The 23,109-nt window shown below is 64.1% G+C and carries 21 protein-coding genes; 10 read left to right on the forward strand and 11 right to left on the reverse strand.

The window, feature by feature from the left end; all coding sequences use genetic code 11:
- Window positions 1-415 precede the first annotated feature (415 nt).
- Both ACIPUB_RS06710 and ACIPUB_RS06715 read left to right on the forward strand, forming a co-directional pair.
- Window positions 416-1,573: a YncE family protein gene (locus ACIPUB_RS06710; RefSeq protein ID WP_407606681.1), complete on the forward strand. Its 1,158-nt coding sequence runs from the start codon at window positions 416-418 to the stop codon at window positions 1,571-1,573.
- Between the two features lie 317 nt (window positions 1,574-1,890).
- On the forward strand, window positions 1,891-2,568 hold the full coding sequence (locus ACIPUB_RS06715; RefSeq protein ID WP_407606682.1) for a TetR/AcrR family transcriptional regulator: 678 nt from the start codon (window positions 1,891-1,893) through the stop codon (window positions 2,566-2,568).
- 59 nt (window positions 2,569-2,627) lie between these two features.
- Here the strand turns inward: ACIPUB_RS06715 and ACIPUB_RS06720 are convergent, their stop codons facing one another.
- The 3 genes from ACIPUB_RS06720 to ACIPUB_RS06730 form a co-directional block, all read right to left on the reverse strand.
- Window positions 2,628-4,871, reverse strand: a complete 2,244-nt coding sequence (locus ACIPUB_RS06720) for a cytochrome P450 (protein ID WP_407606683.1) — start codon at window positions 4,869-4,871, stop codon at window positions 2,628-2,630.
- Between the two features lie 16 nt (window positions 4,872-4,887).
- Window positions 4,888-6,045, reverse strand: a complete 1,158-nt coding sequence (locus ACIPUB_RS06725) for a serine hydrolase domain-containing protein (protein WP_407606684.1) — start codon at window positions 6,043-6,045, stop codon at window positions 4,888-4,890.
- A gap of 67 nt (window positions 6,046-6,112) precedes the next feature.
- A complete protein-coding gene (locus ACIPUB_RS06730; RefSeq protein WP_407606685.1) occupies window positions 6,113-6,976 on the reverse strand; it encodes an SDR family NAD(P)-dependent oxidoreductase in 864 nt (287 codons plus the stop codon).
- Between the two features lie 304 nt (window positions 6,977-7,280).
- On the opposite strand from ACIPUB_RS06730, the gene ACIPUB_RS06735 reads away from it, so the two are divergent.
- The 7 genes from ACIPUB_RS06735 (at window position 7,281) to ACIPUB_RS06765 (ending at window position 13,883) form a co-directional block, all read left to right on the forward strand.
- Window positions 7,281-7,793, forward strand: coding sequence for an HtaA domain-containing protein (locus tag ACIPUB_RS06735; RefSeq protein WP_407606686.1), 513 nt, complete (start codon window positions 7,281-7,283; stop codon window positions 7,791-7,793).
- A gap of 532 nt (window positions 7,794-8,325) precedes the next feature.
- Window positions 8,326-9,663 (forward strand): MFS transporter, encoded by a 1,338-nt coding sequence (locus tag ACIPUB_RS06740; protein ID WP_407606687.1) that lies wholly within the window; start codon window positions 8,326-8,328, stop codon window positions 9,661-9,663.
- Window positions 9,664-9,726: 63 nt separating this feature from the next.
- A complete protein-coding gene (locus ACIPUB_RS06745; RefSeq protein ID WP_407606688.1) occupies window positions 9,727-10,848 on the forward strand; it encodes a maleylacetate reductase in 1,122 nt (373 codons plus the stop codon).
- 29 nt (window positions 10,849-10,877) lie between these two features.
- The gene (locus ACIPUB_RS06750; protein ID WP_407606689.1) at window positions 10,878-11,795 is read left to right on the forward strand and encodes a dioxygenase; all 918 of its coding nucleotides are present in this window, start codon (window positions 10,878-10,880) and stop codon (window positions 11,793-11,795) included.
- A gap of 55 nt (window positions 11,796-11,850) precedes the next feature.
- Window positions 11,851-12,249 carry a carboxymuconolactone decarboxylase family protein gene (locus ACIPUB_RS06755; protein WP_310290858.1) on the forward strand — a complete coding sequence of 133 codons (399 nt, stop codon included), beginning with the start codon at window positions 11,851-11,853 and terminating at the stop codon, window positions 12,247-12,249.
- Window positions 12,242-13,117: an NAD(P)-dependent oxidoreductase gene (locus ACIPUB_RS06760; RefSeq protein ID WP_407606690.1), complete on the forward strand. Its 876-nt coding sequence runs from the start codon at window positions 12,242-12,244 to the stop codon at window positions 13,115-13,117. Before ACIPUB_RS06755 ends, ACIPUB_RS06760 begins: the two co-directional genes overlap by 8 nt.
- A gap of 157 nt (window positions 13,118-13,274) precedes the next feature.
- Window positions 13,275-13,883 (forward strand): flavin reductase family protein, encoded by a 609-nt coding sequence (locus ACIPUB_RS06765; protein WP_407606691.1) that lies wholly within the window; start codon window positions 13,275-13,277, stop codon window positions 13,881-13,883.
- Between the two features lie 186 nt (window positions 13,884-14,069).
- Here the strand turns inward: ACIPUB_RS06765 and ACIPUB_RS06770 are convergent, their stop codons facing one another.
- From ACIPUB_RS06770 to ACIPUB_RS06805, 8 genes are all read right to left on the reverse strand, one after another.
- A complete protein-coding gene (locus tag ACIPUB_RS06770) occupies window positions 14,070-14,444 on the reverse strand; it encodes a hypothetical protein (RefSeq protein WP_407606692.1) in 375 nt (124 codons plus the stop codon).
- Window positions 14,444-15,268, reverse strand: coding sequence for an N-acyl homoserine lactonase family protein (locus ACIPUB_RS06775; protein WP_407606693.1), 825 nt, complete (start codon window positions 15,266-15,268; stop codon window positions 14,444-14,446). The genes ACIPUB_RS06770 and ACIPUB_RS06775 overlap by 1 nt, the downstream gene beginning before the upstream one ends.
- Window positions 15,269-15,274: 6 nt before the next feature.
- Complete coding sequence (locus tag ACIPUB_RS06780) at window positions 15,275-16,282, reverse strand: alpha/beta fold hydrolase (RefSeq protein ID WP_407606694.1); 1,008 nt, start codon at window positions 16,280-16,282, stop codon at window positions 15,275-15,277.
- A gap of 6 nt (window positions 16,283-16,288) precedes the next feature.
- Window positions 16,289-17,500 (reverse strand): cytochrome P450, encoded by a 1,212-nt coding sequence (locus tag ACIPUB_RS06785; protein ID WP_407606695.1) that lies wholly within the window; start codon window positions 17,498-17,500, stop codon window positions 16,289-16,291.
- A 100-nt stretch (window positions 17,501-17,600) separates the two neighbouring features.
- Window positions 17,601-18,452 (reverse strand): SDR family NAD(P)-dependent oxidoreductase, encoded by an 852-nt coding sequence (locus ACIPUB_RS06790; RefSeq protein WP_407606699.1) that lies wholly within the window; start codon window positions 18,450-18,452, stop codon window positions 17,601-17,603.
- A gap of 2 nt (window positions 18,453-18,454) precedes the next feature.
- Window positions 18,455-19,672: an NAD(P)/FAD-dependent oxidoreductase gene (locus ACIPUB_RS06795; RefSeq protein WP_310290841.1), complete on the reverse strand. Its 1,218-nt coding sequence runs from the start codon at window positions 19,670-19,672 to the stop codon at window positions 18,455-18,457.
- A gap of 39 nt (window positions 19,673-19,711) precedes the next feature.
- The gene (locus tag ACIPUB_RS06800) at window positions 19,712-20,692 is read right to left on the reverse strand and encodes a PDR/VanB family oxidoreductase (protein ID WP_407606696.1); all 981 of its coding nucleotides are present in this window, start codon (window positions 20,690-20,692) and stop codon (window positions 19,712-19,714) included.
- 10 nt (window positions 20,693-20,702) lie between these two features.
- Window positions 20,703-21,887: a cytochrome P450 gene (locus ACIPUB_RS06805; protein WP_407606697.1), complete on the reverse strand. Its 1,185-nt coding sequence runs from the start codon at window positions 21,885-21,887 to the stop codon at window positions 20,703-20,705.
- A 134-nt stretch (window positions 21,888-22,021) separates the two neighbouring features.
- Here ACIPUB_RS06805 and ACIPUB_RS06810 point away from each other — a divergent pair, with 134 nt between their 5' ends.
- A complete protein-coding gene (locus ACIPUB_RS06810) occupies window positions 22,022-22,936 on the forward strand; it encodes a LysR family transcriptional regulator (RefSeq protein WP_407606698.1) in 915 nt (304 codons plus the stop codon).
- The last annotated feature ends 173 nt before the right edge of the window (window positions 22,937-23,109 follow it).

The raw sequence follows: 23,109 nt of genomic DNA on the forward strand, positions 1-23,109 counted from the left end.
AGCGAATGCCGTGAGATCCCGGGTACAAGGCACCGAGCTGGCCGAAGCCGGGCCATTCTTGCCCACAGCGAGATCAAGAGAGATGGCTTCAGCTGTATTCATCTGGCATACATTGTCGGTATATCTCGGCACCGGTGATTGCGGGATGTATATGGCCATGCGTTCCAGGTCACATTAGCGTTTCCTCCTAACGACGGATCTTTCCCCCGGAACAACCACCGACTGGATCCGTCATTCCGGGCGCCCGTGCGTCCGCAGGAAATTAGCCACAACACCCCCATCGGAAATTCCACGCCGATGTCGTTTCTCCGGCTCGGCCGGCTAATCAATGAAATTCGACATCGGGTGCGGGAGTTTGAAACCACGTGCCTAAAAGAGAGGACGTCATGAAAATTCAAGTAGGAGGTGCTGCGGCATGAACCGAGCACACCTTGGACGAAAGACCGCAGTCGGCGCTTCAATTGCCCTCTTTGCCCTGCTTGCCAGCGGTTGCGCCAATTCGGCGGCTGGGCAGACGGACGGCCCGAAAGTGGGCACTGCCGCAGAAAGTTCAACAGCCGACGTCCAGCAAACTTGGACCGAACGGCTGGTGGATGCCCCCTCGAAACCCGAGGACCTCATCGAACTTCCCGGCACGGAGTCCCTGGTCATTAGCGGCATGTCAGCGGATCCGGGCAACGACGCCGGCGGCTCCGGGCACCTCTACCTCATGGACAAGTCGACGTTCGAGCTGACCGAAATCTGGCCGGAACGCAAGCATGCCGTCGCGCTGGATAAGAAGCTTTACGGTGGCTGCCCCGCTCCCCCTTCGCTGGATGTTGCATCGCCGCATGGAATAGGGCTGGAAGAGCAGCCCGATGGAACTAGCCGGCTCTATGTCGTGAACCACGGTGGCAGGGAATCCGTCGAGGTCTTTAGTCTTGCGCCCTCGCCCCAAGGCAATGTGGACGTCACCTGGATTGGCTGTGAATTGCTGCCGAAGGGGACGTTCGGCAACGGCGTAGCCCCGGATCCGGCCTCGGACGGTTTCTACGTGACGAACTACTTCGACCCCTCCGACATGATGGCTGGCTTCAAGACGGCTTTCGCCGGAGATGAGACCGGCTACGTCCTGCATTCCATCCCCTCCCGGGGATGGGAGAAGGTCCGCGGCTCTGAGATGTCCGCGCCAAACGGCATCGCCGTGTCCAAGGACGGCAAGAGCATATTTGCGGCCGGCTGGGGCAGCAGGGACATCCGAAAGTTCTCGGTTGAGGAGCCTGATGCAGCTCCACAGGTCTTGGAACTTGGTTTCATGCCGGATAACTTGCGTTGGACCGCCTCGGGAACCCTTCTGGTGACGGGACAGGACATCGACAGTTTCGAGACTTTCCAAGGATTCCGCAGCGGGGCCACCGCACCCAAGCCGGGCTTCCAAGTCATGGAAATCCAACCCGGCGACTTCACCGCCAAGGAGATCGCCTCGGGAAATTCGGCAGGATTTACCAACGCCACCACGGTCATAGAAATTAACGGGAGCCTCTTGATCGGAAGTGTCGACGGCAACAAGATCATGGAATTGACGAAGCCATAGCGACACCATGTTCAACGGCCCGCAGGAACCGCCCGGGCAGCTGGAACCAGCAGCTGCCCGGGTGGTTCCTGCAGGTTGTGTACCATCCCGGTCCCGTCGGTCCGGGCCATCGATCGCAGGGCGTCCTGCACTCCGAGGGGACACCAAGACCCGCGCGGAACATGGCCGCCTGGACCCGGTGCTTGACCTGGGGACCTACCGCCTTGGTGATTTCGGATCCACCACTCCCCCGCACGCCGCGACGCAATGCTCCGCTTTGGGCCATTCCCGCCGCGGCTTCCGTCTTGCGCGGTCCTCCGGTGATAAAATCGAGTGAAATGACTGCCCCAGAGAAGAAGTCCGCGCAGCGGGGTCGCAGCAGCGAATTGCTGGATATCCCAGGCCCAAAGCCGTCATCGCGCGAAGCCCAGAAGCGCCTCACCCGGGAACGCCTGATCACCGCCGGCGAAGCCGAATTCAGGATTCGCGGCTACAACGAAACGACCGCGGAGAACATCGCCACGTCCGCCGGGACAAGTCGCGCCACCTTCTACGTGTATTTCAAGTCCAAGGCCGAAGTGGTGCTGGAACTGATGCAGCGATCGTCCCCCGATGTGCTGCGCGCCTACAGCGACCTTGACGCCATCACGAAGCCGACCCTGCGCAACGTCAAGGCCTGGCTGCGTAGCACCATGGCCCTGTGGGATACGCGGCGCAGCGATTTCACCATCATGGAGCAAGCGCTCGCCAACGACGACGCGGTGACCGACATGTGGATTTCCACGCTGGCCAATTCCTACCAGGTCATGCCCCGGACCTTCGGCCGGTTCACCAATGCCAAGGATCATGAAAAGGCCAGGCTGCACCTTTTGACGCTGCAGTCGGCCTTGGAACGGATGATGTACTTCGCCGTGATCCGGCGCCGGCCCGTGAAGATGGACCTGTTGCTCGACACCCTCGCCGACCAGTGGCTGGCCTTCCTGGAATCGACCTTCCCGGAATCCGAAAAGGGCTGACCCCACCGACGTTTGAGTCGGCGGAGCCAGCCCCCTTGGGGAACCAAGACGTCGGTGAGCTACAGCGAGAGCTTCAGCGGGCACCCACCCTTTGAGCGCGAGACGCAGATGAACATCGAGTCGCATTCGACCTTTTCCTCGTCCGTCAGGATCGAATCCCGGTGGTCCACCTCGCCCGAAACCACCGGTGTCTCGCAGGTTCCGCAGGTTCCCTCGCCGCACGAGGAGATCACCGAGAGCCCCTCGGCCTCGGCGACTTCCAGGATGCTCTTGCCCACCGGAATGTTCAGCGTGACGCCGCTGTCAACGCATTTCACCTCGAAGGGGACATCCCCGCCGGTGTCGAATTCCTTGGCCACGAAACGTTCGACATGCAGGCTGCCGGAGGGCCAGTGCGCCGAAGCCGCTTCCACGACCTTGAGCAACGGTTCGGGTCCGCAGCAGTAGATCAGGGTGTCCGGCTGGACCTCGCCCAGGAGCTCGTTGAAGTTGACGTAACCCTCGGTTTCCTCCGGGGCCAGCCTGACCTTCTCGCCGAGTGCCTGCAGTTCGTCGGTGAACGCCATGGTGGCCAGGGAACGTCCGCCATAGACCATGGACCACTGGGCACCATCGCGTTCGGCCTGGGTCGCCATGGCCAGGATCGGGGTCACCCCGATCCCGCCGGCAATGAAGATGTATCGGCGCGAGGGCAGCAGTGCGAAGTTGTTGCGCGGGTGGCTCACCGTCACGAGGTCGCCTTTTTGCACGGTCTCGTGGATGGCCTTGGAGCCGCCGCGGCCGTTGGCTTCCTTCAGGACTCCGATGCGCCACGCGCCTTGATCGCCCTCCGGGGTGCATAGCGAGTATTGCCGCACCAGGTCCCCGACCAGGACATCGATGTGGGCGCCGGGTTTCCATGACGGAAGTGCCGCACCGCTGGGATCGACCAGCGACAGGGAGATCACGCCGTCCGATTCCTGCACCCGCGAGCCGACCCGAAGCTGCAGGGTGGCCATCGGATCGGCGGGAAGTTCGCGTCCGTGCCCGGACTCGATGGCTTTCGCATCCCACTTGACCTGCAGGCTGCGCCGCACGGGCAGCAGGGCCATCCGGATGAAGTCCAGTTCCCAGTTCTCCGCGGGGTGCAATCCCGGAAGCCGTTCGTACAACACCTCCAGGCCAACCGCGCCCTGGACCCGGGCCAACGGCTGGCCCAGGCAGGTGTGGCGTCCCTTGGTGAAGGAGAGGTGGTCCCGCGGATCCTCGCGGTGGATATCAAACTCAAAGGGCCGCTCGACATGGTCGGGATCCACGTTGACGCTGGCCAGGGAAATCCAGACCATGTCCCCGGCCTTGATCTCGGCCCCTCCGAGGGTCACGTCGATGTTGGAGCGCCGGGAGGCAAAGGGCGAGGACGGGCGGCGGCGGACGGTCTCGTCGAACACGCGCTGCCACAGCGCCGAATCCTCCAGCGCCTCAGTGACGCTTTGAGGGGAATCGTTGAGGAAGAGCACCGCGTTGGCCATGGCCTGGGCGGTGGTGTCGGTGCCGGCGGCGGCGAATTCACTCAGGTGCAGCGCGATCTGCGCCTCGGAGAGCGAGTAGTTGCCGTCCTTGTCCTTGTCGCGGGCCATGACCGAGATCAGGTCCTCGTTCTGGCTTTCGCGGCGTTCGGCCACGATGCCGCGCAGGACCAGCTGGGTCTTGACGTAGCGGTCCCACACCTCGGAGCGCCGCGGCTCGGGCAGTTCCTCCTGGGCGCTGGCCAGGACCTGGAAGAAGTCGTCGCGCAGCTGGTGCATCATCGGCACGTACTCGGACCCGAGGTCCATGAGTGCCATCAGCGTTTGGGTTGTCAGTTCCAGGCAGTAGTTCTCCAGCAAATCGATCTCGCCCAGGGAGTCGAACTTGTCCAGGATGCGGTGTGCGCGGGCTTCGATCTCCGGGCGCAGGGCCTCAATGCGTGGCTGGAGGAACCCCTTTTGTGCTACGCGGCGGGCGATGGTGTGGCCCATGGGGTCCGAGCCCACCAGGATCCGGGAGATCAGTTCCGGGGGCATGGTCGCGGCGTGGGCGTCGGGCACCGGGATCAGGCCGGCGTTGGAGGCGCTGGAGAATTTCTTCCAGTCCGAGAGCACGAACTCGGCATCCGCGCGCCTGTTGACGATCCAGGCATTGAGGTAGGGGAAGAAGAACGTATCGACGTCCCCCCTGGCCTCGGTGATGTGCCGGGTGGGGTCCCGGTAGTAGGCATCGCCCATAGGGTCGAAGTCCGGCGCCAAGGGACCGCGCATTTGATCGATTGCTGGTGTGGTGGTCATGTTGTTGCTCCGGGGATCAGAGGGCTGCCGAGGCAGCGATGGTGGAAAGTTTCTGGAAGCGCAGGACGTTGTCGCCTTCGTCCATGACGCCGGAGGTCAGGCAGACGAACGTCATGTCGCGTTCGGGATCGATCCAGAAGAGGGTCGAACCGGCACCGTAGTTCCCGTGCGTGCGCGGGCTGGTGAAGGGGCCGAAGAACGAGGGGTGGGTGCCGGTCCCGCTCAGGGAGAAGCCGAGCCCGAAATTTCCCGGCGGCTCTTCCCAGCCGCGCATCTTGGCGATCATGGCGTAGAGATCGTTGGTCATGTCGCCGGTCTGCAGCGTGGTTGCGGCATCCAGAATGGCCGGGGCAATCACCGACTTGCCGTTGGCTTGGCCATTGCGGCGGATCATTTCGGCAAAGGCGAAGACGTCCCGGGCGGTGGACACGGAGCCCACCCATGGCATTTCGGCGTCCTCGTTGACCACGTCGTTGAGGTCCTCGACGTCCTTGGGCGAGAGCCAGCCGCTGTCGGGGATGTAGGCCTTGAGCGGAACCACCCGCTCCTTCCATTCGTCCAATGGACCGAAGCGGGTGTCCTTCATGTCCAGGACGGAGAACAGGTTCTTCTCGGCCAGCTCCCGGAACGAGGAGGCCCCATAGACCCGGCGAAGCATCTCGCCCATCAAGGCGTGGTTGATGGCCGGCGAGTACGTGAGGTTGGTTCCCGGTTCGTGGATCACGTCGAGCTTGCAGATCGCGGCAATGACATTTTCCAGGTTGCCAAGTTCGGCGTTGGGCAACGGTTCGGGGGTGGCCGGCATGCCCGAACGGTGGGTCAGCAGGTGGGCGAGGTTCACCCGGTCCTTGCGCATGGTGCGGAAACGGTCGACTCCCCAGAATTCGGGGATCACGTCCACGACCCGGGTGCTCAACTGCAGCTTTCCCTCGCCCAGGGCCTGGTAAACCAGGGCGTTGGTGAAGGCCTTGGTCAGCGACAGGACCCGGAAAATGTCATCCTCCTTGAGCTTCCGTCCGCTGGCGCGGTCGGCCCAGCCGATCGTGGCGTCGAGGCCCACTTCACCGTGGCGGGCCACCATGATGCGTGCACCGTCGTAGGTGCCGTCGTTGATGTCGTTGCGGATGGTGGTCTCGAGCAGTTCGAGGGTCTCGGCGTTGAGGTGGGCGCTCATGGTTCTCCTTGGAAATCCGGGAATGGGGGGGTAGGCCGGGAGACTGGTGGAATGGTCGGGTTCCGGACTACATGTGCAGGCCGCCGGAGGGCGAGAGGGTCTGACCGGTGTAGTAGGCACCGGCCTCGCTGGAGAGGAAGAGCAAGGTCTGGGCGATTTCCTCGGGAGTTGCCGGTCGCTTGATCGGCTGCATGCCGATCAGCATGCCCGTGATTTCCTCGGGCTGCTGGCGGAAGAGCGGGGTGTCAACCGCCCCGGGGGCAATGGCGTTGACGCGGATATTGAACGGTGCGAGTTCGGCGGCGGCACCACGGGTCATGCCAAGCACCCCGGCCTTCGATGCCGGGTAGTACAGCGGCATGGGCACACCCATCAGCGCCGCCGCGCTGGAGACATTCACGATTGCTCCGCCGCCGGTGCGCTTGAGAAGCGGCGCCGCTGCCCGAATCACGTAGAACGGGCCAAAGAGGTTCACGTCCATGACGCGGCGGAAGTCCTCGTCGGAGATGTCGGACAGGAAATCGGGGTGGAACTCCTCACCGGACTGCGCGGCACGGAACGACTTGACGTTGGATTCGACGAGCTTCTCATTGGCCGCGCGGCTCGGGGCGTTGACGCCGGCGGCGTTGATGACAATGTCCAGCCGTCCATGCTTTGCCTCGACATCCGCGAAGAGTGCATTGACTGCGGCCGAGTCTGCGACATCCAGTGGTGCGGTGTGGATATTTTCTGCCGTGGAGTGTTCCCGCGCCAGGCCGTCTGCGGAAAGATCGGCGGCAATGACGATTGCGCCTTCCGCGGCGAAGGTGCGGGCCGTGGACAGGCCGATCCCTGAGGCCGCACCCGTAATGACGGCAACCTTGCCGTGAAGCCTTCCGGCGGTCGCGAAAGCAGTCGTGCTGGTTTCCGGAACGGCTGGGGTGAGGGTCATGGGAGTCCTATCAGGAGGTGGCAACGAGCCGGAGAAAAGTAATCCGCGTCACCGGATTTGCGTGGCGCGTGTCACCATCATTGCAACTCGCTAGACACTTGTCCAGTGAGTTTCGGAAAATCTTTGTGTGTTCACGGGTAACGATCGGCCAACTTGCCAGACGCGTGTCCACCGTGGATGATGGGAAAACTTCCGTGACCCACGTCCCATTTCCGACTCGACCCCACCGCCCCCTTGCACTCAGCTGCTCGGGCGCTCGGTTTGATGTCGATGAATTCCCGCCTCCCACACCGAAGGGTGACCCATGACAGACCACATCGATTCCCCCGAAAGCGCGACACCTCCGCTTGGCCTCACGTGGGGAATCAAGCGCAGCTTCGTGCGATATATTTCGTTCCTCCCCGACGTCTCGGTATCCATCGAGGGCGGCGCCGAGGCAACCAATGGAAGCTACTTTAACTTCGCGCCCAATGGCGGAGAGCTGGATCCGCACACCGGCTTCGGCACCCTGCACTTCAAAGGCGAAGTCCGCATGTCCGGGCACGGCGGGATGATGCGTTTGGATCTGCTGGACCCCTGGGTTGCCCTGACCCCCCAAGGTGCGAGCCTCGGGGTATCCGCAGGACCCGCAACCGGCGGGATAGTCCTGGCCACCCTGGAGCTGCCGCCGCCCGAGGCGCTGAAAACCGGCACACTCTGGCAAGACGTCCCGACACTTCTCGCCCCGGGCGGCGTCGCGCTCTTCAACGACCAGTACCCCGTTGGCCAGGAAATGGATCCCCTCTTCATCAACCTCCCCGTCACGCTTGCGGGCTGAATCAGGGGCCGGTGACACCACCCCGACGTCGATGCCCGAGCAACGAATACGCCCGGCTTCAGCGATTCCCATTGCGCTTTCCAAAGTCAGCGCCGCCTCTCTTCGCCCGCCGCCACGCGCGGATCAACGTCTCCGCCACCACCCGACCGCACCCGGCCTCGGTCCACCGAGACGATCCGGCGGCAGGTAAGCCCACTGGCAGCATCGATTCCCGCGATCGGTGTCGATTTCGCGCGCCACACTGCCACGTTCGACGCGCTCAATTCGCAGAGAGCGTCCGCCGACCCAAGCCATCGCGGAATCCGACGATCGCCTAAAACCTTGGGCCGCTGGCATAAACAACCGCCTGCCAACTGCCGAAACAACCCCTCGCCCAAGGAATCCCCGAATTTCAGGCCATACACAAAACGTATATTGTCGGCGACTCAATTACTTGTTCTATATGTATTGGACTTCTAGGATCGGTGTGACTCGCCGCACACAAACGTTCCGATCCACTCCCGATTCAGACCAATCTCCAGGAGGATGCCCAATGTCGAGCATCACGACTACACCCCCGACACCACGCCAATCGTTGCGTCGCGTCGCGGCCGCCTCACTGGCGGGAAATGCCATTGAGTACTACGACTTCTCCATCTACGGTCTGGCCGCAGCCCTCGTCTTCCCCCAGATCTTCTTCCCGTCCTCCGACCCGCTGGTGGGAACGTTGGCAAGCTTTGGGGCTTTGGCTGTCGGTTACCTCTCCCGCCCACTGGGAGCCATCGTCTTCGGGCACTTCGGTGACAAGATCGGGCGCAAGCCCATGCTGGTGTTCACGTTGCTGCTGATGGGCATTGCAACGCTCGCGATCGGACTGCTTCCCACCTACAACGAAATCGGCGTCTGGGCGGCTGTCATCCTGATCTTCCTGCGCTTCGTGCAGGGCATCGCGTTCGGCGGCGAATGGGGCGGTGCCATTCTCATGGCCTTTGAATACGCACCCGAGAACCGTCGTGGCTTCTTCGCCGCCGTGCCTCAGGTCGGACCGGCCACCGGCGCGTTGCTGGGCAATGCGGCATTCCTGGCCGTGACGCTGCTGCCGCGCGAAGACGTTCTCGCCTGGGCGTGGCGCGTCCCCTTCATCCTCAGCTTCGTACTGGTCATCGTGGGCATGTTCATCCGCCTCAAGATTGCCGAATCCCCCGAATTCCAAACCACCAAGGACAAGGGCCTTGAGGTCAAGGTTCCCTTGGCCTCAGTCTTCAAGAACAATTTCAAGGCCGTCCTGCTCGTGGCCGGCAGCTTCCTGGGCTTCGGAGCCTTCTCCATCGTGGTCATGACCTTCCTCGTCGGTTACAGCCAGAACACGCTGGGCATCCCCGCCTCCACCATGCTGAGCTTCACCATGATCGCCTTTGTCCTCCAGATCCCCATGATCCTGCTCTCCGGTCACCTCTCGGACAAGTACGGCCGCAAGGTGCTCGTCATCTTTGGAACGCTCGCTGCGATCGCAGGCATCATCTTCATGTTCGCTGCCGTCGTCTCTACCCAGCCGGCATTGATCGGTGTTGCGTACGCCCTGGGCTTCGGCTGCCTCTACACCTTCTGCTACGGCATGCAGCCTGCACTCTTCGCCGACAGCTTCCCCGCCGAGGTCAGGTTCACCGGCATGAGCCTGGGCTACCAGCTGGGCAACGTCCTGGGCTCGGGATTCACCCCGCTCATCGCCACCTGGCTGGTCATGTCCACCGGCAGCATCGTCTTCGTCCCGGTCTTCGTGGTCGCAACTCTGCTGATCTCACTGGTCTGCCTGTTGCAGTTGGTCAAGCTGGCCCGGCTGCGCAAGCAGGTTGAAGCACGGGATTTCGCCACCGCTGCCGCGGGCATCTGACACCACTTTCCGTTCCGTCCTCGCGGTCACACCGCTCCCCACTTCCACAGTCAAAGGACCACCATGCAGTTTGAACACACCACCCTGGGCCAGCGGGTCCTCTTCGGAACCGGCCTGGCCGCCGAACACGTGGCCGCCGAAACCGCGCGGCTCGGGGCCACGAACATCATGTGCATCGCCTCGGAGTTCGAGCGCGAATTCGCCCAGATCGCCCTGGCGCAGGTGCAGGTCGCTCTGTGGCACACGGACGTGGTCCAGCATGTGCCGATCGCCAATGCCGTCGCTGCCCGCCAGGCGGCGACGGACGCGCACATCGATCTGATCGTGTGCGTGGGCGGCGGCTCCACCACCGGCCTGGCCAAGGCCGTGGCCCTGACCACCGGGATTCCCATCATTGCCGTTCCCACCACCTATGCGGGTTCGGAGGCCACCAACGTCTGGGGCCTGACCGAAGAGGCAACCAAGACCACGGGGGTTGATGACAAGGTGCTTCCGGCCACCGTCATCTACGACGCGGCCCTGACCCTTGGCCTTCCGGTGGGGTTGTCCGTTGCCTCGGGCCTCAATGCCCTGGCCCACTGCGTGGATTCTTTGTGGGCACCGCGCGCCGATCCCATCAATGCGGCACTGGCTGCCGAGGGTGTGCGCGCCCTCGCGCAAGGCCTGCCGCTGATCCACTCCGATCCCACCGACATCACGGGCCGCGAAACCGCCCTCTACGGCGCCTACCTCTCCGCCGTGGCCTTTGCCTCGGCAGGTTCGGGCCTGCACCACAAGATCTGCCACGTGCTGGGCGGAACGTTCAACATGCCGCACGCCGAAACACACGCGACGGTCCTGCCCTACGTGCTGGCCTTCAATGCTCCTTCTGCCCCCGAAGCCGCCTCACGCCTCTCGGCCGCCATCCGCGCGGGCCTGGGCGCCAGCGCTCCGGCATTAGACGGACTGGACGCCGCGGCCGAAGCCGTCGCACTGCTGAACGAACTGCGCACCCGCTTGGACGCGCCCCGCGCCCTGGCCGACTACGGCTTCACGACGGCCGACATCCCGGAGGCGGTGTCCCGCATTCTCAAGGCAGCGCCCGCCTCCAACCCCACGGCCGTGACCGAATCCAACATCGCCGAGCTGCTCGGCGCGGCCCTTGCCGGAACGACTCCTGCCGTCCTGTCCCCGACCCTCGCCTAAACACCGCCCGAACCCCCCAAGGAGCACACATGAGTATCGACAACGCCTTCACCGATGCCGCACCCGCCCAAGCTCTCTCGGATGAACAAATCGCACGCGAAGAGAACCTGGTCTCCGAGGTCATCGCTTCCTTTGCCGGCGGCGGCAGCGAACGCGACCGCGAGCTGATCAATGGCTTGGTCCGCCACCTCCATTCCTACATTCGCGAGGTGCGCCTCACCGAGGAGGAATGGAGCACCGCGATCGGATTCCTGACGCGCGCCGGCCACATCACCACCGACACCCGCCAGGAATTCATTCTCCTGTCCGACGTCCTGGGCGCCTCGATGCAAACCATCGCCGTGAACAACGAGGCAGTCGGCGACGCCACCGAGGCCACCGTGTTCGGTCCGTTCTTCGTTGAGAACGCCCCGGAAATCGCCATCGGCGGGGACATCTCCGGCGGAGCCGTCGGCGAGGCCTGCTGGGTCGAGGGCAGCGTCAAGGACACCGCGGGAAACCCCTTGCCCGGCGCACGCATCGAAGTCTGGGAAGCGGACGAGGAAGGGTTCTACGACGTCCAATACAACGACGGCCGGACCGCGGCCCGCGCCCACCTGCACGCCGACGCGGACGGGAACTACGCGTTCTGGGCACTGACCCCCACGCCCTACCCGATTCCGCATGACGGCCCGGTGGGCCAGCTGCTGGAGCGCTTCGACCGCTCCCCGGTGCGCACCTCGCACCTGCACTTCATGGTCTCGGCCCCCGAAACCCGCACCCTGGTCACCCACATCTTCGTCGACGGCTGCGAGTACCTGGACAAGGATTCGGTCTTTGGCGTCAAGGAATCCCTGATCAAAGACTTCATTTCGCAGCCTGCAGGAACGCCGGCCCCGGATGGACGGGACTTGGAGGGCAAGCCGTGGAAGCGGGTTGCCTTCGACATCGTCCTGCCGCCGGCCTAGGCATCTCCCTCGCCACCCGCTCTTCCGAACCCGCACCAAAAGAAACAGGACCCACATGGAAAACCACCACACCCACGCCGAAACCCTGCAGGAAGGCCTGGACATCCGCAAGGAAGTCCTCGGTGCCGCCCACGTCGAGAAGTCCCTGGCCAACGCCACCGAATTTGGCAAGCCGATCCAGGAATTGGTCACCGAATACTGCTGGGGTGCCACCTGGTCCCGTCCGGGCCTTGACCGCAAGTCCCGCTCCATGATCAACCTGGCGATGCTCACCGCCCTGAACCGCGGCCACGAACTCTCCGTGCACGTCAAGGGTGCCATCAACAACGGCGTCACGCCGGAGGAGATCCAGGAGGTGCTGCTGCAGAGTGCCATCTACGTGGGCGTGCCAGCGGCCCTGGAATCCTTCCGCATCGCCGAGGCGACCCTGAAGGAGATGAGCATCAATGTCTAAGCCACGCATCGGGTTCATCGGCCTCGGCAACATGGGCACGCCCATGTCCGCACGCCTGCTCGAGGCCGGATACACCGTCATCGGAACCGACCTGTCCGCCGAGAACCGCGCCCGGCTGGTGGCCTCCGGAGGAAGCGCGGTTCAAAGCACCGGCGAGGTCGCGGCCTTGGCCGACGTGCTGATCCTGATGCTGCCGAACTCCTCGATTGTCGAGTCCGTCCTGGAAAGCGACGGCGCCGCGGCGGCACTTCCCCAAGGCGCCATCGTGGTGGACATGAGTTCCTCCGAGCCCTTGCGCACCCGCGCACTGGCCGAACGCCTGGCTGCATCCGGCGGCCCCACGCTCGTCGACGCCCCGGTGTCCGGAGGCGTGGGCGGAGCCGTCAACGGAAAGCTGACCATCATGGCAGGCGGCGACGCCGAGACCATCGAAACCCTGCGCCCGATCCTTGAAGTCCTGGGCAAGGTGCGCCACACGGGGGAGGTGGGCTCGGGCCACGCGCTCAAGGCCCTGAACAACCTGCTTTCCGCAACCCACTTGCTGGTCACCTCCGAGGCCATGGCCGCGGGCAAGGAGTTCGGGCTGGACCCGCAGACCATGCTCGAGGTCTTCAACTCCTCCAGCGGACGCAGCGGTTCCACCGAGAACAAGTGGCCCAACTTCATCCTGCCGGGCAGCTTCGATTCGGGCTTCGGCCTGGCCCTGATGCTCAAGGACATGAGGATCGCCGCAAGCCTGGCCGAGTCCCTGGGCCGTCCCTCGCAGCTCGGTGCACGTGCCGTCGAGCTGTGGGGCCAGGCGGCCACCGAGCTGGATCCGGCCTCGGACCACACCGAGATTGCCCGCTGGGCGGCATCGAAAGACTGACCCGCAGCATCGCTGATGGCGTCTTTTTCTCGTGGATCATCCGCAGAAAGAGACGCCATTGGCGTTTGCTCCCCGGTGCGTCTTGCCCGCTCGATTTGGTGCGCGACCCGTGCGCAAAGAACATTCCGGCACCGTCGATTGATGATTGACTGAACAGATGAGTTCGCACTTCTACCGCCCAGCAGAGGGCCACCGGCTTCCGCATGATCCGTTTAATGCAATTGTCGGGCCGCGTCCGATCGGTTGGATTGGAACACTTTCCCCTGCCGGGGTTCGCAACCTCGCACCGTACAGCTTCTTCAATGCGTTCTCCTACACTCCACCACTCATTGGCTTCTCGAGCACCACACGCAAGCACACCGCGCGCAACGCCGAGCTCAGCGGTGAGTTCACCTGGAATCTGGTCACGCGCCCCCTCGCAGAGCAGATGAACGCAACGTCAACAACGGCCGACGTCGATGAATTCGTCGCATCCGGCTTGGAAGCCGTTGATTCCGTTGATATCAGTGCGCCGCGTGTCGCGGCCTCGCCAGTGAGTTTCGAGTGCCGGGTCAGTGACGTCATTGCCTTGCGTGGTGCAGACGGACGCACTTCCACCGGGGTGCTCACGATCGGCGAAGTCATCGCGGTGCACATCGATGAGGCCCTGATTCCCGAGGGTATTTATCAGACTGCTCTCGCCCAACCTGTCCTGCGCGCCGGCGGGCCAAGCGCCTACTTCGAGGCCCTTGCCCAGGGCCGCTTTGATCTCGTGAGGCCCCGCTAGAACTCCAGCGAAACAGCTCGGCCCTAACCGATTCCGTGGCACTCGTGGGGGCCGTCGGACCCCCGTCAGTGGGAGCCGGGCTTTTTGTCCGCAGAGGAGCGCTTTATCGGAGCGCACACCAAAGAACGGGTGGATTCCATACCTATATATAGGTATGGAATCCACCCGTTGTGTCGGAGCGACTCGTTAGTGGCTGTGGCCCACTACCTGGTGGACCGTCTTGGGTCCGGAGGTTTCGAACTCGCGTGTCTGCCGCTTGGTCTCGGCCTCATAAGTTTCCAGGTCGCCGCGGTGGCGGGCCACCAGGCGTCGGCGCGCCGATGGTGCCACGTGGCAAAGCCCCGGGACATCCGCATTGTCGCGGCAGTCAACACTTCCGGCCGCCGGAGCCACCGCCGCGAGGGACGCCCCGCTGCGCCCCAGGCCACGGCTGGTGTAGCGGCGGCGGGCCGTTCCGGAGCACACCGGGCAGTCCTGGAATTCAGGTGCCGGGGTCGAGACGAAGAACTCGCTGTCGGCGGCACAGTCGCCGCAGCGGTAGTCGAAGAACATCCGACTCATCAGGACAGCTCCTGCAAGGCCCCGCCGAAGTCCTCCCAGTCGCGCGGATCGTGGGCGATCCACAGCCGGGCGTTCTCCGCATCGCGCAAATCCTTGAGCTTGGTGATGGACGCACGTGCCTCTCCGTAGTCCCAGTCGGAGGGATCCACTTCGTCCCATTCCACGGCTTCACGCAGGTGCACGGTGTCGCCGGTGAGGATGACGTTCTGCGACGGCAGGCGAACCAGCGCGCTCAACTCCCCCGGGGTGTGCCCGGGCGTGTGGTGGATCTGGATGGCGCCGTCGCCGAAGAGGTCAAAGATCGGGGCCTGGACGGTGGTCCAGTTGAAGTCCATGACCTCCTCGGAGAAGTCGCCCGGGTTGAACAGGTGCGCGGTGGCGGGACCGGGGCCGGCTGCCCATTGCAGTTCCCCGGGTCCGGCATAGAACTTCGCCTGCGGGAAGAGATAAAGTCCGCCAGAGTGGTCGGCGTGGGTATGTGAGAGGACCACGTGGGTTATGTCCTCGGGACGGTAGCCCAGCTTGGCCAGCTGCCGGTCGATCCGCTGCTCGGGCGTGCCGGAGATCATGGAGGTCTCCGGGCGGTCGCCGTAGACCAGTGCCGGGTCCTCGCACACTCGCGGGTCCATTCCGGTGTCAAAGAGCACCAGGCCCTGTTCGTGTTCGATCACGTAGGCCGGAAGCGGGATCTGAACGGTGCCCTCGGCGCCGACCACCAGGTGCTGGGCATCAATGGTCATCTTCGGCGAGTCCAGGCCCCACATGCGGATATTGGTGGAACGTGCGGTGTGCGCGGCCGTGGCCCGTGCGCTTGTTTGTGACATCTTCTACTACCCCTCGTGGTTGATGTATTGCGGTTCCGGAACCCGTTGCGGGTTTCCGTGGTGATCCTTCTGGAGGCCTTCGATCCAGTCCAGGACTTCATGGAAGACTTCGTGGTTGTTGGCTTCGAACACGAGCCCGTGCCCGTTCCCCGCGATGCCTTCGTTTCCCAGCGACAGGTGCGTGGCCAATGCACCCTTGGTGCGCAGGAAGTCGGTTGTTTCCTTGTCCGCGTCGCGGCGTCCCGAGGCTGCCCCGGACACCACGAGGACGGGAATGGAATCCAACCGGTCCCCTTCCAGCGGCACGGCAGTGGCCCCGAATTCCAGGGAGCCCCTTGCACCGAGGTCGCGGAACGGCGGACCAAGGGGTTCGACGGAGATGACCGCTTGGACCAGTTCGGGGACCCGGGAGGCCGCCAGCCACCCGGCCGCGGCCCCGGCGGAGTGCGTGAGAAGGACACTGCGCCCGATGATCTTCAACAGATCCACCAGGCGCCGGGCATCGAGCTCCTGGCCCAGGGCCGTGTCCAGCAGCATGCCGCCGGAGGAGGCGACCAATGCGTCGAATTCCTTCGAGCCGGGTTCCCTTCCCCAGGCCCAGGCGGGGTTTGGCGCCGCCGAATCCCCGGAGGCCGCCGGCGGGACAAACACCGCCGCGACTCCCGCGTAATCCGGGAACGACGTGCGCGCTCCCAGCCGCGCGGGGTCATAAGGTGAACGGCCGTGGCCGGGCCGGTCCATCAGGTAGGCGGGGAATCCCGCCTCAACGGCTTGGACCGCCCAGCCGGGAGCCGAAGACGAGACCCCTAGCCAGTCCGTGGATTGTCCTCCACCGCCGTGGACGAAAACGAACGGCAACCCCGAGGTCCCGGACGCCGGGGCCTCCCACTGGACCCATGCCGGGCCCAGCTGCCAGGGTTGCGAATCCGCGTCGTTCACGTCGCCCGAAAGGAAGAATCCCCCGGTCCGAACCGTGCGCGCGGCGGCATCGGCGTGCGGTGCGGTGTTGGGCATGCCGGGCTACCTGGCGACCGGAGTCAGCCGGACCGGAACCGAATCGTGCCCGAACGCTTGGTAGTTCACCGTCTGTCGCGGCTCCCCGACCAGTTCGATCTTCTCGATCCGCTCCACCATGGCGCGCAGCAGGGTCGTGGCTTCAAGGCGTGCCACCACGTTGCCGGCGCAGGTGTGGATGCCGAAACCGAAGGAGAGGTGGCCACGGGCCATGTCCCGATCGACATGGAATTCGTTGGGGTTCTCGAATTGCCGCGGGTCCCGGCCGGAGCCGAGCCACATGGTGAGGATCTTTGCGCCTTCCGGGATCCGGACGCCGCCCAGGACGGTTTCCTTGATGGCCACGCGGCCGCCGTAGCGCGAGGCCGGGTAGAAGCGGATGGCTTCTTCCCACGCGTTGTCCACGAGGGACGGGTTCTCCCGCAGCTTCTGCCACTCGGCCGGGTTGTCGGCAAAGGCACGGACCATGGAGGCGATCGAGGCGGTGGTAGTGTCGAACCCGGCGGCAAAGATCGACTTGAGGATCTGCTGCGCCGTGTGTTCGGAGACCTTGCCCTCGTCGGCCATCTGGTAAAGCTGCCAGCCAATGCCGCCCTCGGACTGGCGTTCGCGCGCGGTATTCTCCTCTACCCAGTCGATGGCCACCGCACCGCTTTCCAGCTTCTGCTTTTGGAGTTCGCTCGGCGGACCGAAAACGTTGAAGACCGCATCGCCGAACTTCAGCAGCAGTTCGCGGCCTTCCTCGGGCAGGCCCAGGACATCGGGGAACACCTTGAGGATGTACTTGACCGACAAGTCGTCAAAGGCGTCGATGTCCGCAGGGCCGTCGGCCAGCATCTGGTCAAGGAGGCGCTCGGCCTCGGCCTTGAAGTATTCGCCCATCTTCTTGAGATTGCCCTCGTCAAAGACGCGCATGACTGCTCCCTTGGACGCCGTGTGCTCCGGCGGATCCTCGAGGATCAGCGTGCGCGGGCGGAAAGGCGACGGGGCATAGAACGGACGGTCTGTGCTGGAGAATGTCCGCCAGTCGCGAAGGGCCTTTTGGATCTCGGCGAAGCGGGTGATCGCGTAGTAGTCGTATTTTTCCATGTACACGACCGGCGCGATTTCCCGCTGCGCGCCGTCGTGGCCATGGACGTCATGCAACGATTCGAGCGAAAACGCGTCGTAGTCGGAAACTGGCGCTTCGATGACTTCTTGTGTGGATGGTACTGACATTTTCTGTTCCCCTTCGAATTCTTGAAATCTTGGATGCCGGTGCGGCTGGAGGCCGGAAGTCCCTTCACGGGAACCCGGCCGGAAACGGGTCTCGGTGCGGTCAGGAACCGGCCTGGCGCACCGGCGGTGGAGTGCCGGTGGCCATCCAGTCCATGCGGCGCTGGATGCCGGCGGTTGCCATATCCGGGTGCGGCAGGACGAAGAACGTGTTGTTCCGGATCGCTTCCAACACCTGATCCGCGACAACCGCCGGTTCCAGGCCGGACTGTGCAGTGACGGCGGCGAGCCGTTCCATGACCTTGACGCGGCCTTCCTCGTTTGCCTGCGCAACATCCTGCGGGCGGTTGCGCTCGGCATCAACCATGCGGGTCTTGACCGGACCCGGGGCCAGCAGCGAAACGCCCACATTGGATCCCGCCGTGCGCAGCTCGACCTCGAGGCATTCGCTCATGCCAAGTACCGCGAACTTGGACGCACAGTAAGGGGTCATGGTGGCGGTGCCCGAGTTGAAGGCGGCAACCGAAGCGGTGTTGACGATGTGCCCGCCACCGTTGGCTTCAAGCAGTGGCAGGAAGACCCGGCAGCCGTTGAGCACGCCGAAGAAGTTCACGTCCATGACCCAGCGCCAGGCGGATTCGGAAATCGACAGGAAGCTGCCCCCGGTTTCCACCCCGGCGTTGTTGCACACGACGTCGACGCGGCCCAGCTGCTCCAAGGTGGTGCGCGCGAGGTTCTCGACGGCCTCGATGTCTCGCACGTCCGTGGGGACACCGATGACCCGGCCCTTGGCGCTGAGCGATGCCACCGCGGAATCCAGTGCCGACTGCTCGACGTCGGCGATGGCCACCGACATGCCTTCCTCCAGGAACCTCTGGGCCAGGGCGTAGCCGATCCCGCTGGCACCCCCGGTGACTACGGCGACCTTTCCCGCAAAGTCTTCGATTCCGGGCATCGTTACCACGCCCCGATCAGGGACTTGGTTTCCAGCGACTTGGGGAAGAGGAGGCGCTGAACAACGGCTTCCTTGTCGGTTTCCAGGCGGCGCAGGTTCTCGAGCTGCCCTTCCAGTGCCTCTTGGTCATCGGAATGGTAGACGAGCTTCTTGTTGTTGCTGGCCGCGGGGCTGACGATCTCGGTGAAAACACGGCGGCGTTCGGTGGCGTAGTCATCGAGCACGGACTCGTCGGCTTCCCCGGCAACAACCGCGGCCAGGGCTTCGGCCAGCACGTAGGTGTCGAAGAGGCCCGAGGTCAGGCCCAGGCCACCGGTCGGGTTGGTGGCGTGAGCCGAATCCCCGGCAAGCAGCACGCGGTTCGCACGGTAGCTGCTGGCCGAGCGCTGGTGCATGGTGTACGGCGAGAAGGCATCGACCACCACCTTGTCCGGGTCCTGGACGATCTGTGCGAAGAAGCCGGGCATGCGATCGGACACCGATTCTTCGGGAAGTGCGGCGTCCTCGCAGTAGGTGTAGCGCCACAGGCCCGTCTCGCCGGAGTTGTCGATCTTGGAGATGATGGCACCGTAGGTGTCATCGATCAGCATGGTCGTTTGGCTGTAGCCTTCGGCCTCGAATGGGTAGCGGATGTTGGTGGCAACAAAGCGCTCGGGCCAGGTCACGCCCTCGAAGTCGATGCCAACGGCTGCGCGCACCTTGCTGCCTGCGCCGTCGGCACCGATCAGCCATGTGCCGCGGACCTCGGTCTCGCCCGTCTGGGTCTGGAAGGTGGCCGTCACCGAGTCCTCGTCCTGGACCAGAGAGGTGAATTTGTGTCCCCAGTGGACCTCGGCGTTGGGGTACTTGGCCAGGTGTTCCAGCGCGATCTGGACCAGGACGTTCTGTCCCAGGTGGAGGTTGTGCGGGTGCTCCACGATGCCTTCGAGGGAACCGAGACCGAAGTTGATTTCTTCTCCGGTCTTGTGGACCTTGTAGGTGTAGTCCTGCTTGAGGAATCCGCGCTCTGTGGCGTCCTCCAGCAGGCCCATGCGGGCCAGTCCGTCAAGGACCGACCAGTGGTACACCATGGCCCGCGGGGCCATGGCAATGTCCAGGCCGCGTTCGAAGACCTTGACGTTGACACCCGCCCGGGCCAGGCCCAGTGCGTTGAGGATGCCAACGGGTCCCGCACCTACAACAAGGACGGTGGGCGGGACGGATGAGGATTCGGTGCTCATTCTAAGGAGCCTTTCCGGGGAAGGGTGAGGGAGAAGGGACTAGATCTCGAGTTCAAGGACGTCGCAGGCGGAACGCGAAACGCAGATCATCATCATTTCGTTGGACTCCTTTTCCTCGTCGCTCAGGATCGAGTCGCGGTGGTCTGCTTGTCCGCTGATGATGCGGGTTTCACAGGTCCCGCAGGTCCCCTCCATGCAGGAGAAGATGACCGGAGCCCCGGCTTCCTCGGCCACCTCGACGATGTTGCGGTCCTCGGGCACCTCGATTTCCATGCCACTCAGCGCCAGCTTGACCGTGAAGGACGTCTTGGCCGCGGCGACGACCGGCTTGGGTGCGAATCGTTCCAGGTGCAGCGTTCCGGCGGGCCAGGATTCGGCGGTCAGGGACTCGAGTGCGCGCAGCAGGCCCTCGGGACCGCAGGCGTAGATCTTGACCCCTTCACGGGGAGTCCCCGTCAACGCGGCAAGGTCCGGAAAACCGCATTCATCGTCCGGGCGGATGTCGACCTTGCCGGGGTACTTGTCGGCGAGCTCGCTCCAGAAGGCCATCGAGGTGCGGGAGCGGCCCATGTAGGTCAGCTTCCAGTCCTTGCCGTTGCGTTCGGCCTCTTCCATCATCGGGATCATGGGCGTGATGCCGATGCCGGCGGCAATGAAGTGGTACTCGGCCGATTCAACAAGCGGGAAGTGGTTTCGCGGGCCCGTGACCTCGAGGATGTCGCCGGCCTCGATCTTTTCGTGGACCTCTTGCGATCCGCCGCGGGAGTTCGGGTCCTTCAGGATGCCCAGGCGGTAGCTTCCGGAATCCGTGGGGCTGGAGCACAGCGAGTACTGGCGGCTGAGTCCCGAAGGCAGGTGGATTTCCAGGTGGGCTCCGGGCTTCCATGCCGGAAGAACCTCTCCACTCGGATCAACGAGTTCAAGCTCGGTGACGCAGTCGCTGGCGTCCTTCTTGGCCAGCACCTGCAGCGGTGCGCGGTAGACAAGCGCGTCGGTGCGCGCGGGGCTTTGGACGGTCATTGTCTATTCCTTACTTCTCGAAGCGGACCCGGGCGTGGGTCCACCCTGTGCGCAATGGGCGGCCGTTGGAAACGATCTCCCCAACGAGTTCAAAATTCCTTGTCTTCTCCAGGAGCTGGACGACCATGGCCTTGAGTTCTGCCCGGGCGATCGGGGACCCCATGCACTGGTGCGGGCCGTGCCCGAAGGTCAGGTGCGGGTTCGGGGAACGATCCGCCACGTATGCATCGCCGTTGGGGAACTTGTCCTCATCACGGTTCGCGGCAAAGACGTTGAGCCCCACCTTGGCGCCGGCGGGAATGGTGACGCCGTGAGCCTCGACCTCGCGGGTGGTCTTGCGCCCGGTGTGGTGCAGGGGAGGCGCCAGCCGGAGGATTTCCTCGATCGCGGATTCCACGAGCTCGGGCTGCGCCCGCAGCTGCGCCTGCGCTTCGGGGTTTCCGGCGAGGTACTTCATGATCGAACCGATGGCGGCGGTGGTGGTGTCTGCCCCGGCCGAGAAGATCTGTACGCCGATGGCCACGGCCTCGTCCTGGGTGATCGGGCGGCCCTCGGGCTCGAGTTCCAGCACGCCCGACATGATGTCGATGGCCGGGTCCTGCGGGTTGGCGCGGCGGTCCTCAATGAGGGCCTCGACCGTCGGATTCCACAGGTTCTTGTTGACCTCGCGGAGTTTTTCCACGTCGTTGCGGACCGCGTCTGCCTTGGCCAGGCTGTCGGCCATGGTGACCCAGGCATCGTCCGGTAACAGCAGGAACCGTGCCAGGACCTTCTGCGGGACGATCACGCCGAATTCCTCGATCATGTCGGCCTCGCCGGCTTCGATCAACGGATCGAGGTGCTCTGCGACCAGCGCCTCGATGTCCGGCTGCAGCATTTCCAGCCGCGCCGGGAGAAAGTACGGCGCCAGGAACTTGCGGTAGAAGGTGTGTACCGGGGGGTTCTCCTGAATGGGGATCGAGCGCATGAACTGCGGGAATTCCAGGAACGGCTGGCCGGACGCATAGGTGCGCCAATCGCGCGAGCCCTTCTGGACGTCGCTATACCGGAAGAAGTCGAAAAAACCCTCGTAGTCGCTGGTATAGGCGACCGGGCATTCGTCCCGAAGCTGCTTGTAGACGGCCGGGTACTCGGACGTCTCCAGCTTGATGGGGTTCCAGTCGTCCTTGGTGACGGTGGTGGTTTCGGTGCTCACGCGGCAACTCCCTTGCAGTTCCAGTCCGGGGATTTGTAACCCCGATCACTTCATTGGTTACGACAGTAATGTGATGCAAGAAACATAGCCATACGCTTCTACTCATTCGCAGGGAGCAGGTATACGATCCATGTATGGACATTCGCCACATTCGCTACTTCCTCGAAATCACCCGCCAGGGCTCGATCTCCAAGGCCGCCAAGGTCCTGCAAATGACCCAGCCACCGCTCAGCGCCTCGCTGAAGAACCTCGAGGACGAGCTGGGGGTGCGATTGCTGGACAGGACCGCCCGGGGCATCACCCCGACCCGCGCCGGCCGGCTGCTCCTGGAAAAGGGGGCCCGGCTCGTTGACGAGACGGAGCACCTGACCCAGGAACTGATGCGCCAGGGCCAGGGGCTCAGCGGCTCTCTGCACCTTGCTGTCATCCTGCCGTTCGCCTGGGCATACCTTCCCCGGGTCCTGGCCCGGTTCCGGGAAGCTTCCCCCGGCACCGACATCTCCCTCACCGACGTCAACCCGGGGAACGTGATCGAGCAGATCCGCAACGGGAACCTAGACGTGGCGATCGTGGCAACCGGCTCGGCAAGCCGGCTGCAGACGATGTACCAGGACGACACCCGGGTGGAACTGATCTCCAAGCTCGGCATCTCCCCCGTGCTGCCCACCAGGTTCAAGGACGCACCAAAGACGATCCCCCTGCAGGACCTCATGGGGGAAACCTGGCTTCTCCCCATGCCCTCGCTTCGGCTCCCGGGCATGACCGAGATGCTGGTGGACTTCTGGCTCGCCCAAGGCCTGCCCCTGCCCTCTATCAAGCCGGTGACCAGTCTGCAGACAACGCTTCCGCTAGTGGCCGCCGATCTGGGGATCAGCATCATGCCGCCGGAAATCCAGCAGATCGCGCGCACCACCATCGTCACGCGCAAGATTGATCCCCCCATCCCGCCGATGGAGATCGCAGCCGTATGGAGCACCGCCCGCGAGCCCTCGGAGGTTGCCACCAAGTTCATTGAGGTCCTCGTGGGGCCGCGGGCCGCGAGGACCTAGCCCTGCCGATGGGCCCCTGCCCGGCCGTGAGGGCCTTGCAGGCCAAAGGTTGCTTCATTAAGGACCGCGGGGGGGGGGGGGGGCCCCCGGGGGCGGGGGGGGGGGCCGACGCGGCGGCGGCCAAGTCCCACCCGATTTTGCCGACCTCTTTGGCGGCGGCGGCGGAGGGTTTG

The sequence above is a fragment of the Paeniglutamicibacter sp. ORCA_105 genome (genome assembly GCF_045798545.1).
Classification (GTDB): Bacteria; Actinomycetota; Actinomycetes; order Actinomycetales; family Micrococcaceae; genus Paeniglutamicibacter; species Paeniglutamicibacter sulfureus.

Excerpts from the sequence above, each read along its gene's own strand:
- ACIPUB_RS06765 (WP_407606691.1), top strand. The coding sequence starts at position 13,275 with ATGAGTTCGCACTTCTACCGCCCAGCAGAGGGCCACCGGCTTCCGCAT.
- ACIPUB_RS06740 (WP_407606687.1), top strand. The coding sequence starts at position 8,326 with ATGTCGAGCATCACGACTACACCCCCGACACCACGCCAATCGTTGCGT.
- ACIPUB_RS06750 (WP_407606689.1), top strand. The coding sequence starts at position 10,878 with ATGAGTATCGACAACGCCTTCACCGATGCCGCACCCGCCCAAGCTCTC.
- ACIPUB_RS06760 (WP_407606690.1), top strand. The coding sequence starts at position 12,242 with ATGTCTAAGCCACGCATCGGGTTCATCGGCCTCGGCAACATGGGCACG.
- ACIPUB_RS06800 (WP_407606696.1), bottom strand. The coding sequence starts at position 20,692 with ATGACCGTCCAAAGCCCCGCGCGCACCGACGCGCTTGTCTACCGCGCA.
- ACIPUB_RS06735 (WP_407606686.1), top strand. The coding sequence starts at position 7,281 with ATGACAGACCACATCGATTCCCCCGAAAGCGCGACACCTCCGCTTGGC.
- ACIPUB_RS06730 (WP_407606685.1), bottom strand. The coding sequence starts at position 6,976 with ATGACCCTCACCCCAGCCGTTCCGGAAACCAGCACGACTGCTTTCGCG.
- ACIPUB_RS06725 (WP_407606684.1), bottom strand. The coding sequence starts at position 6,045 with ATGAGCGCCCACCTCAACGCCGAGACCCTCGAACTGCTCGAGACCACC.
- ACIPUB_RS06715 (WP_407606682.1), top strand. The coding sequence starts at position 1,891 with ATGACTGCCCCAGAGAAGAAGTCCGCGCAGCGGGGTCGCAGCAGCGAA.
- ACIPUB_RS06810 (WP_407606698.1), top strand. The coding sequence starts at position 22,022 with ATGGACATTCGCCACATTCGCTACTTCCTCGAAATCACCCGCCAGGGC.
- ACIPUB_RS06780 (WP_407606694.1), bottom strand. The coding sequence starts at position 16,282 with ATGCCCAACACCGCACCGCACGCCGATGCCGCCGCGCGCACGGTTCGG.
- ACIPUB_RS06710 (WP_407606681.1), top strand. The coding sequence starts at position 416 with ATGAACCGAGCACACCTTGGACGAAAGACCGCAGTCGGCGCTTCAATT.
- ACIPUB_RS06795 (WP_310290841.1), bottom strand. The coding sequence starts at position 19,672 with ATGAGCACCGAATCCTCATCCGTCCCGCCCACCGTCCTTGTTGTAGGT.
- ACIPUB_RS06720 (WP_407606683.1), bottom strand. The coding sequence starts at position 4,871 with ATGACCACCACACCAGCAATCGATCAAATGCGCGGTCCCTTGGCGCCG.
- ACIPUB_RS06775 (WP_407606693.1), bottom strand. The coding sequence starts at position 15,268 with ATGTCACAAACAAGCGCACGGGCCACGGCCGCGCACACCGCACGTTCC.
- ACIPUB_RS06785 (WP_407606695.1), bottom strand. The coding sequence starts at position 17,500 with ATGTCAGTACCATCCACACAAGAAGTCATCGAAGCGCCAGTTTCCGAC.
- ACIPUB_RS06745 (WP_407606688.1), top strand. The coding sequence starts at position 9,727 with ATGCAGTTTGAACACACCACCCTGGGCCAGCGGGTCCTCTTCGGAACC.
- ACIPUB_RS06790 (WP_407606699.1), bottom strand. The coding sequence starts at position 18,452 with ATGCCCGGAATCGAAGACTTTGCGGGAAAGGTCGCCGTAGTCACCGGG.
- ACIPUB_RS06755 (WP_310290858.1), top strand. The coding sequence starts at position 11,851 with ATGGAAAACCACCACACCCACGCCGAAACCCTGCAGGAAGGCCTGGAC.
- ACIPUB_RS06770 (WP_407606692.1), bottom strand. The coding sequence starts at position 14,444 with ATGAGTCGGATGTTCTTCGACTACCGCTGCGGCGACTGTGCCGCCGAC.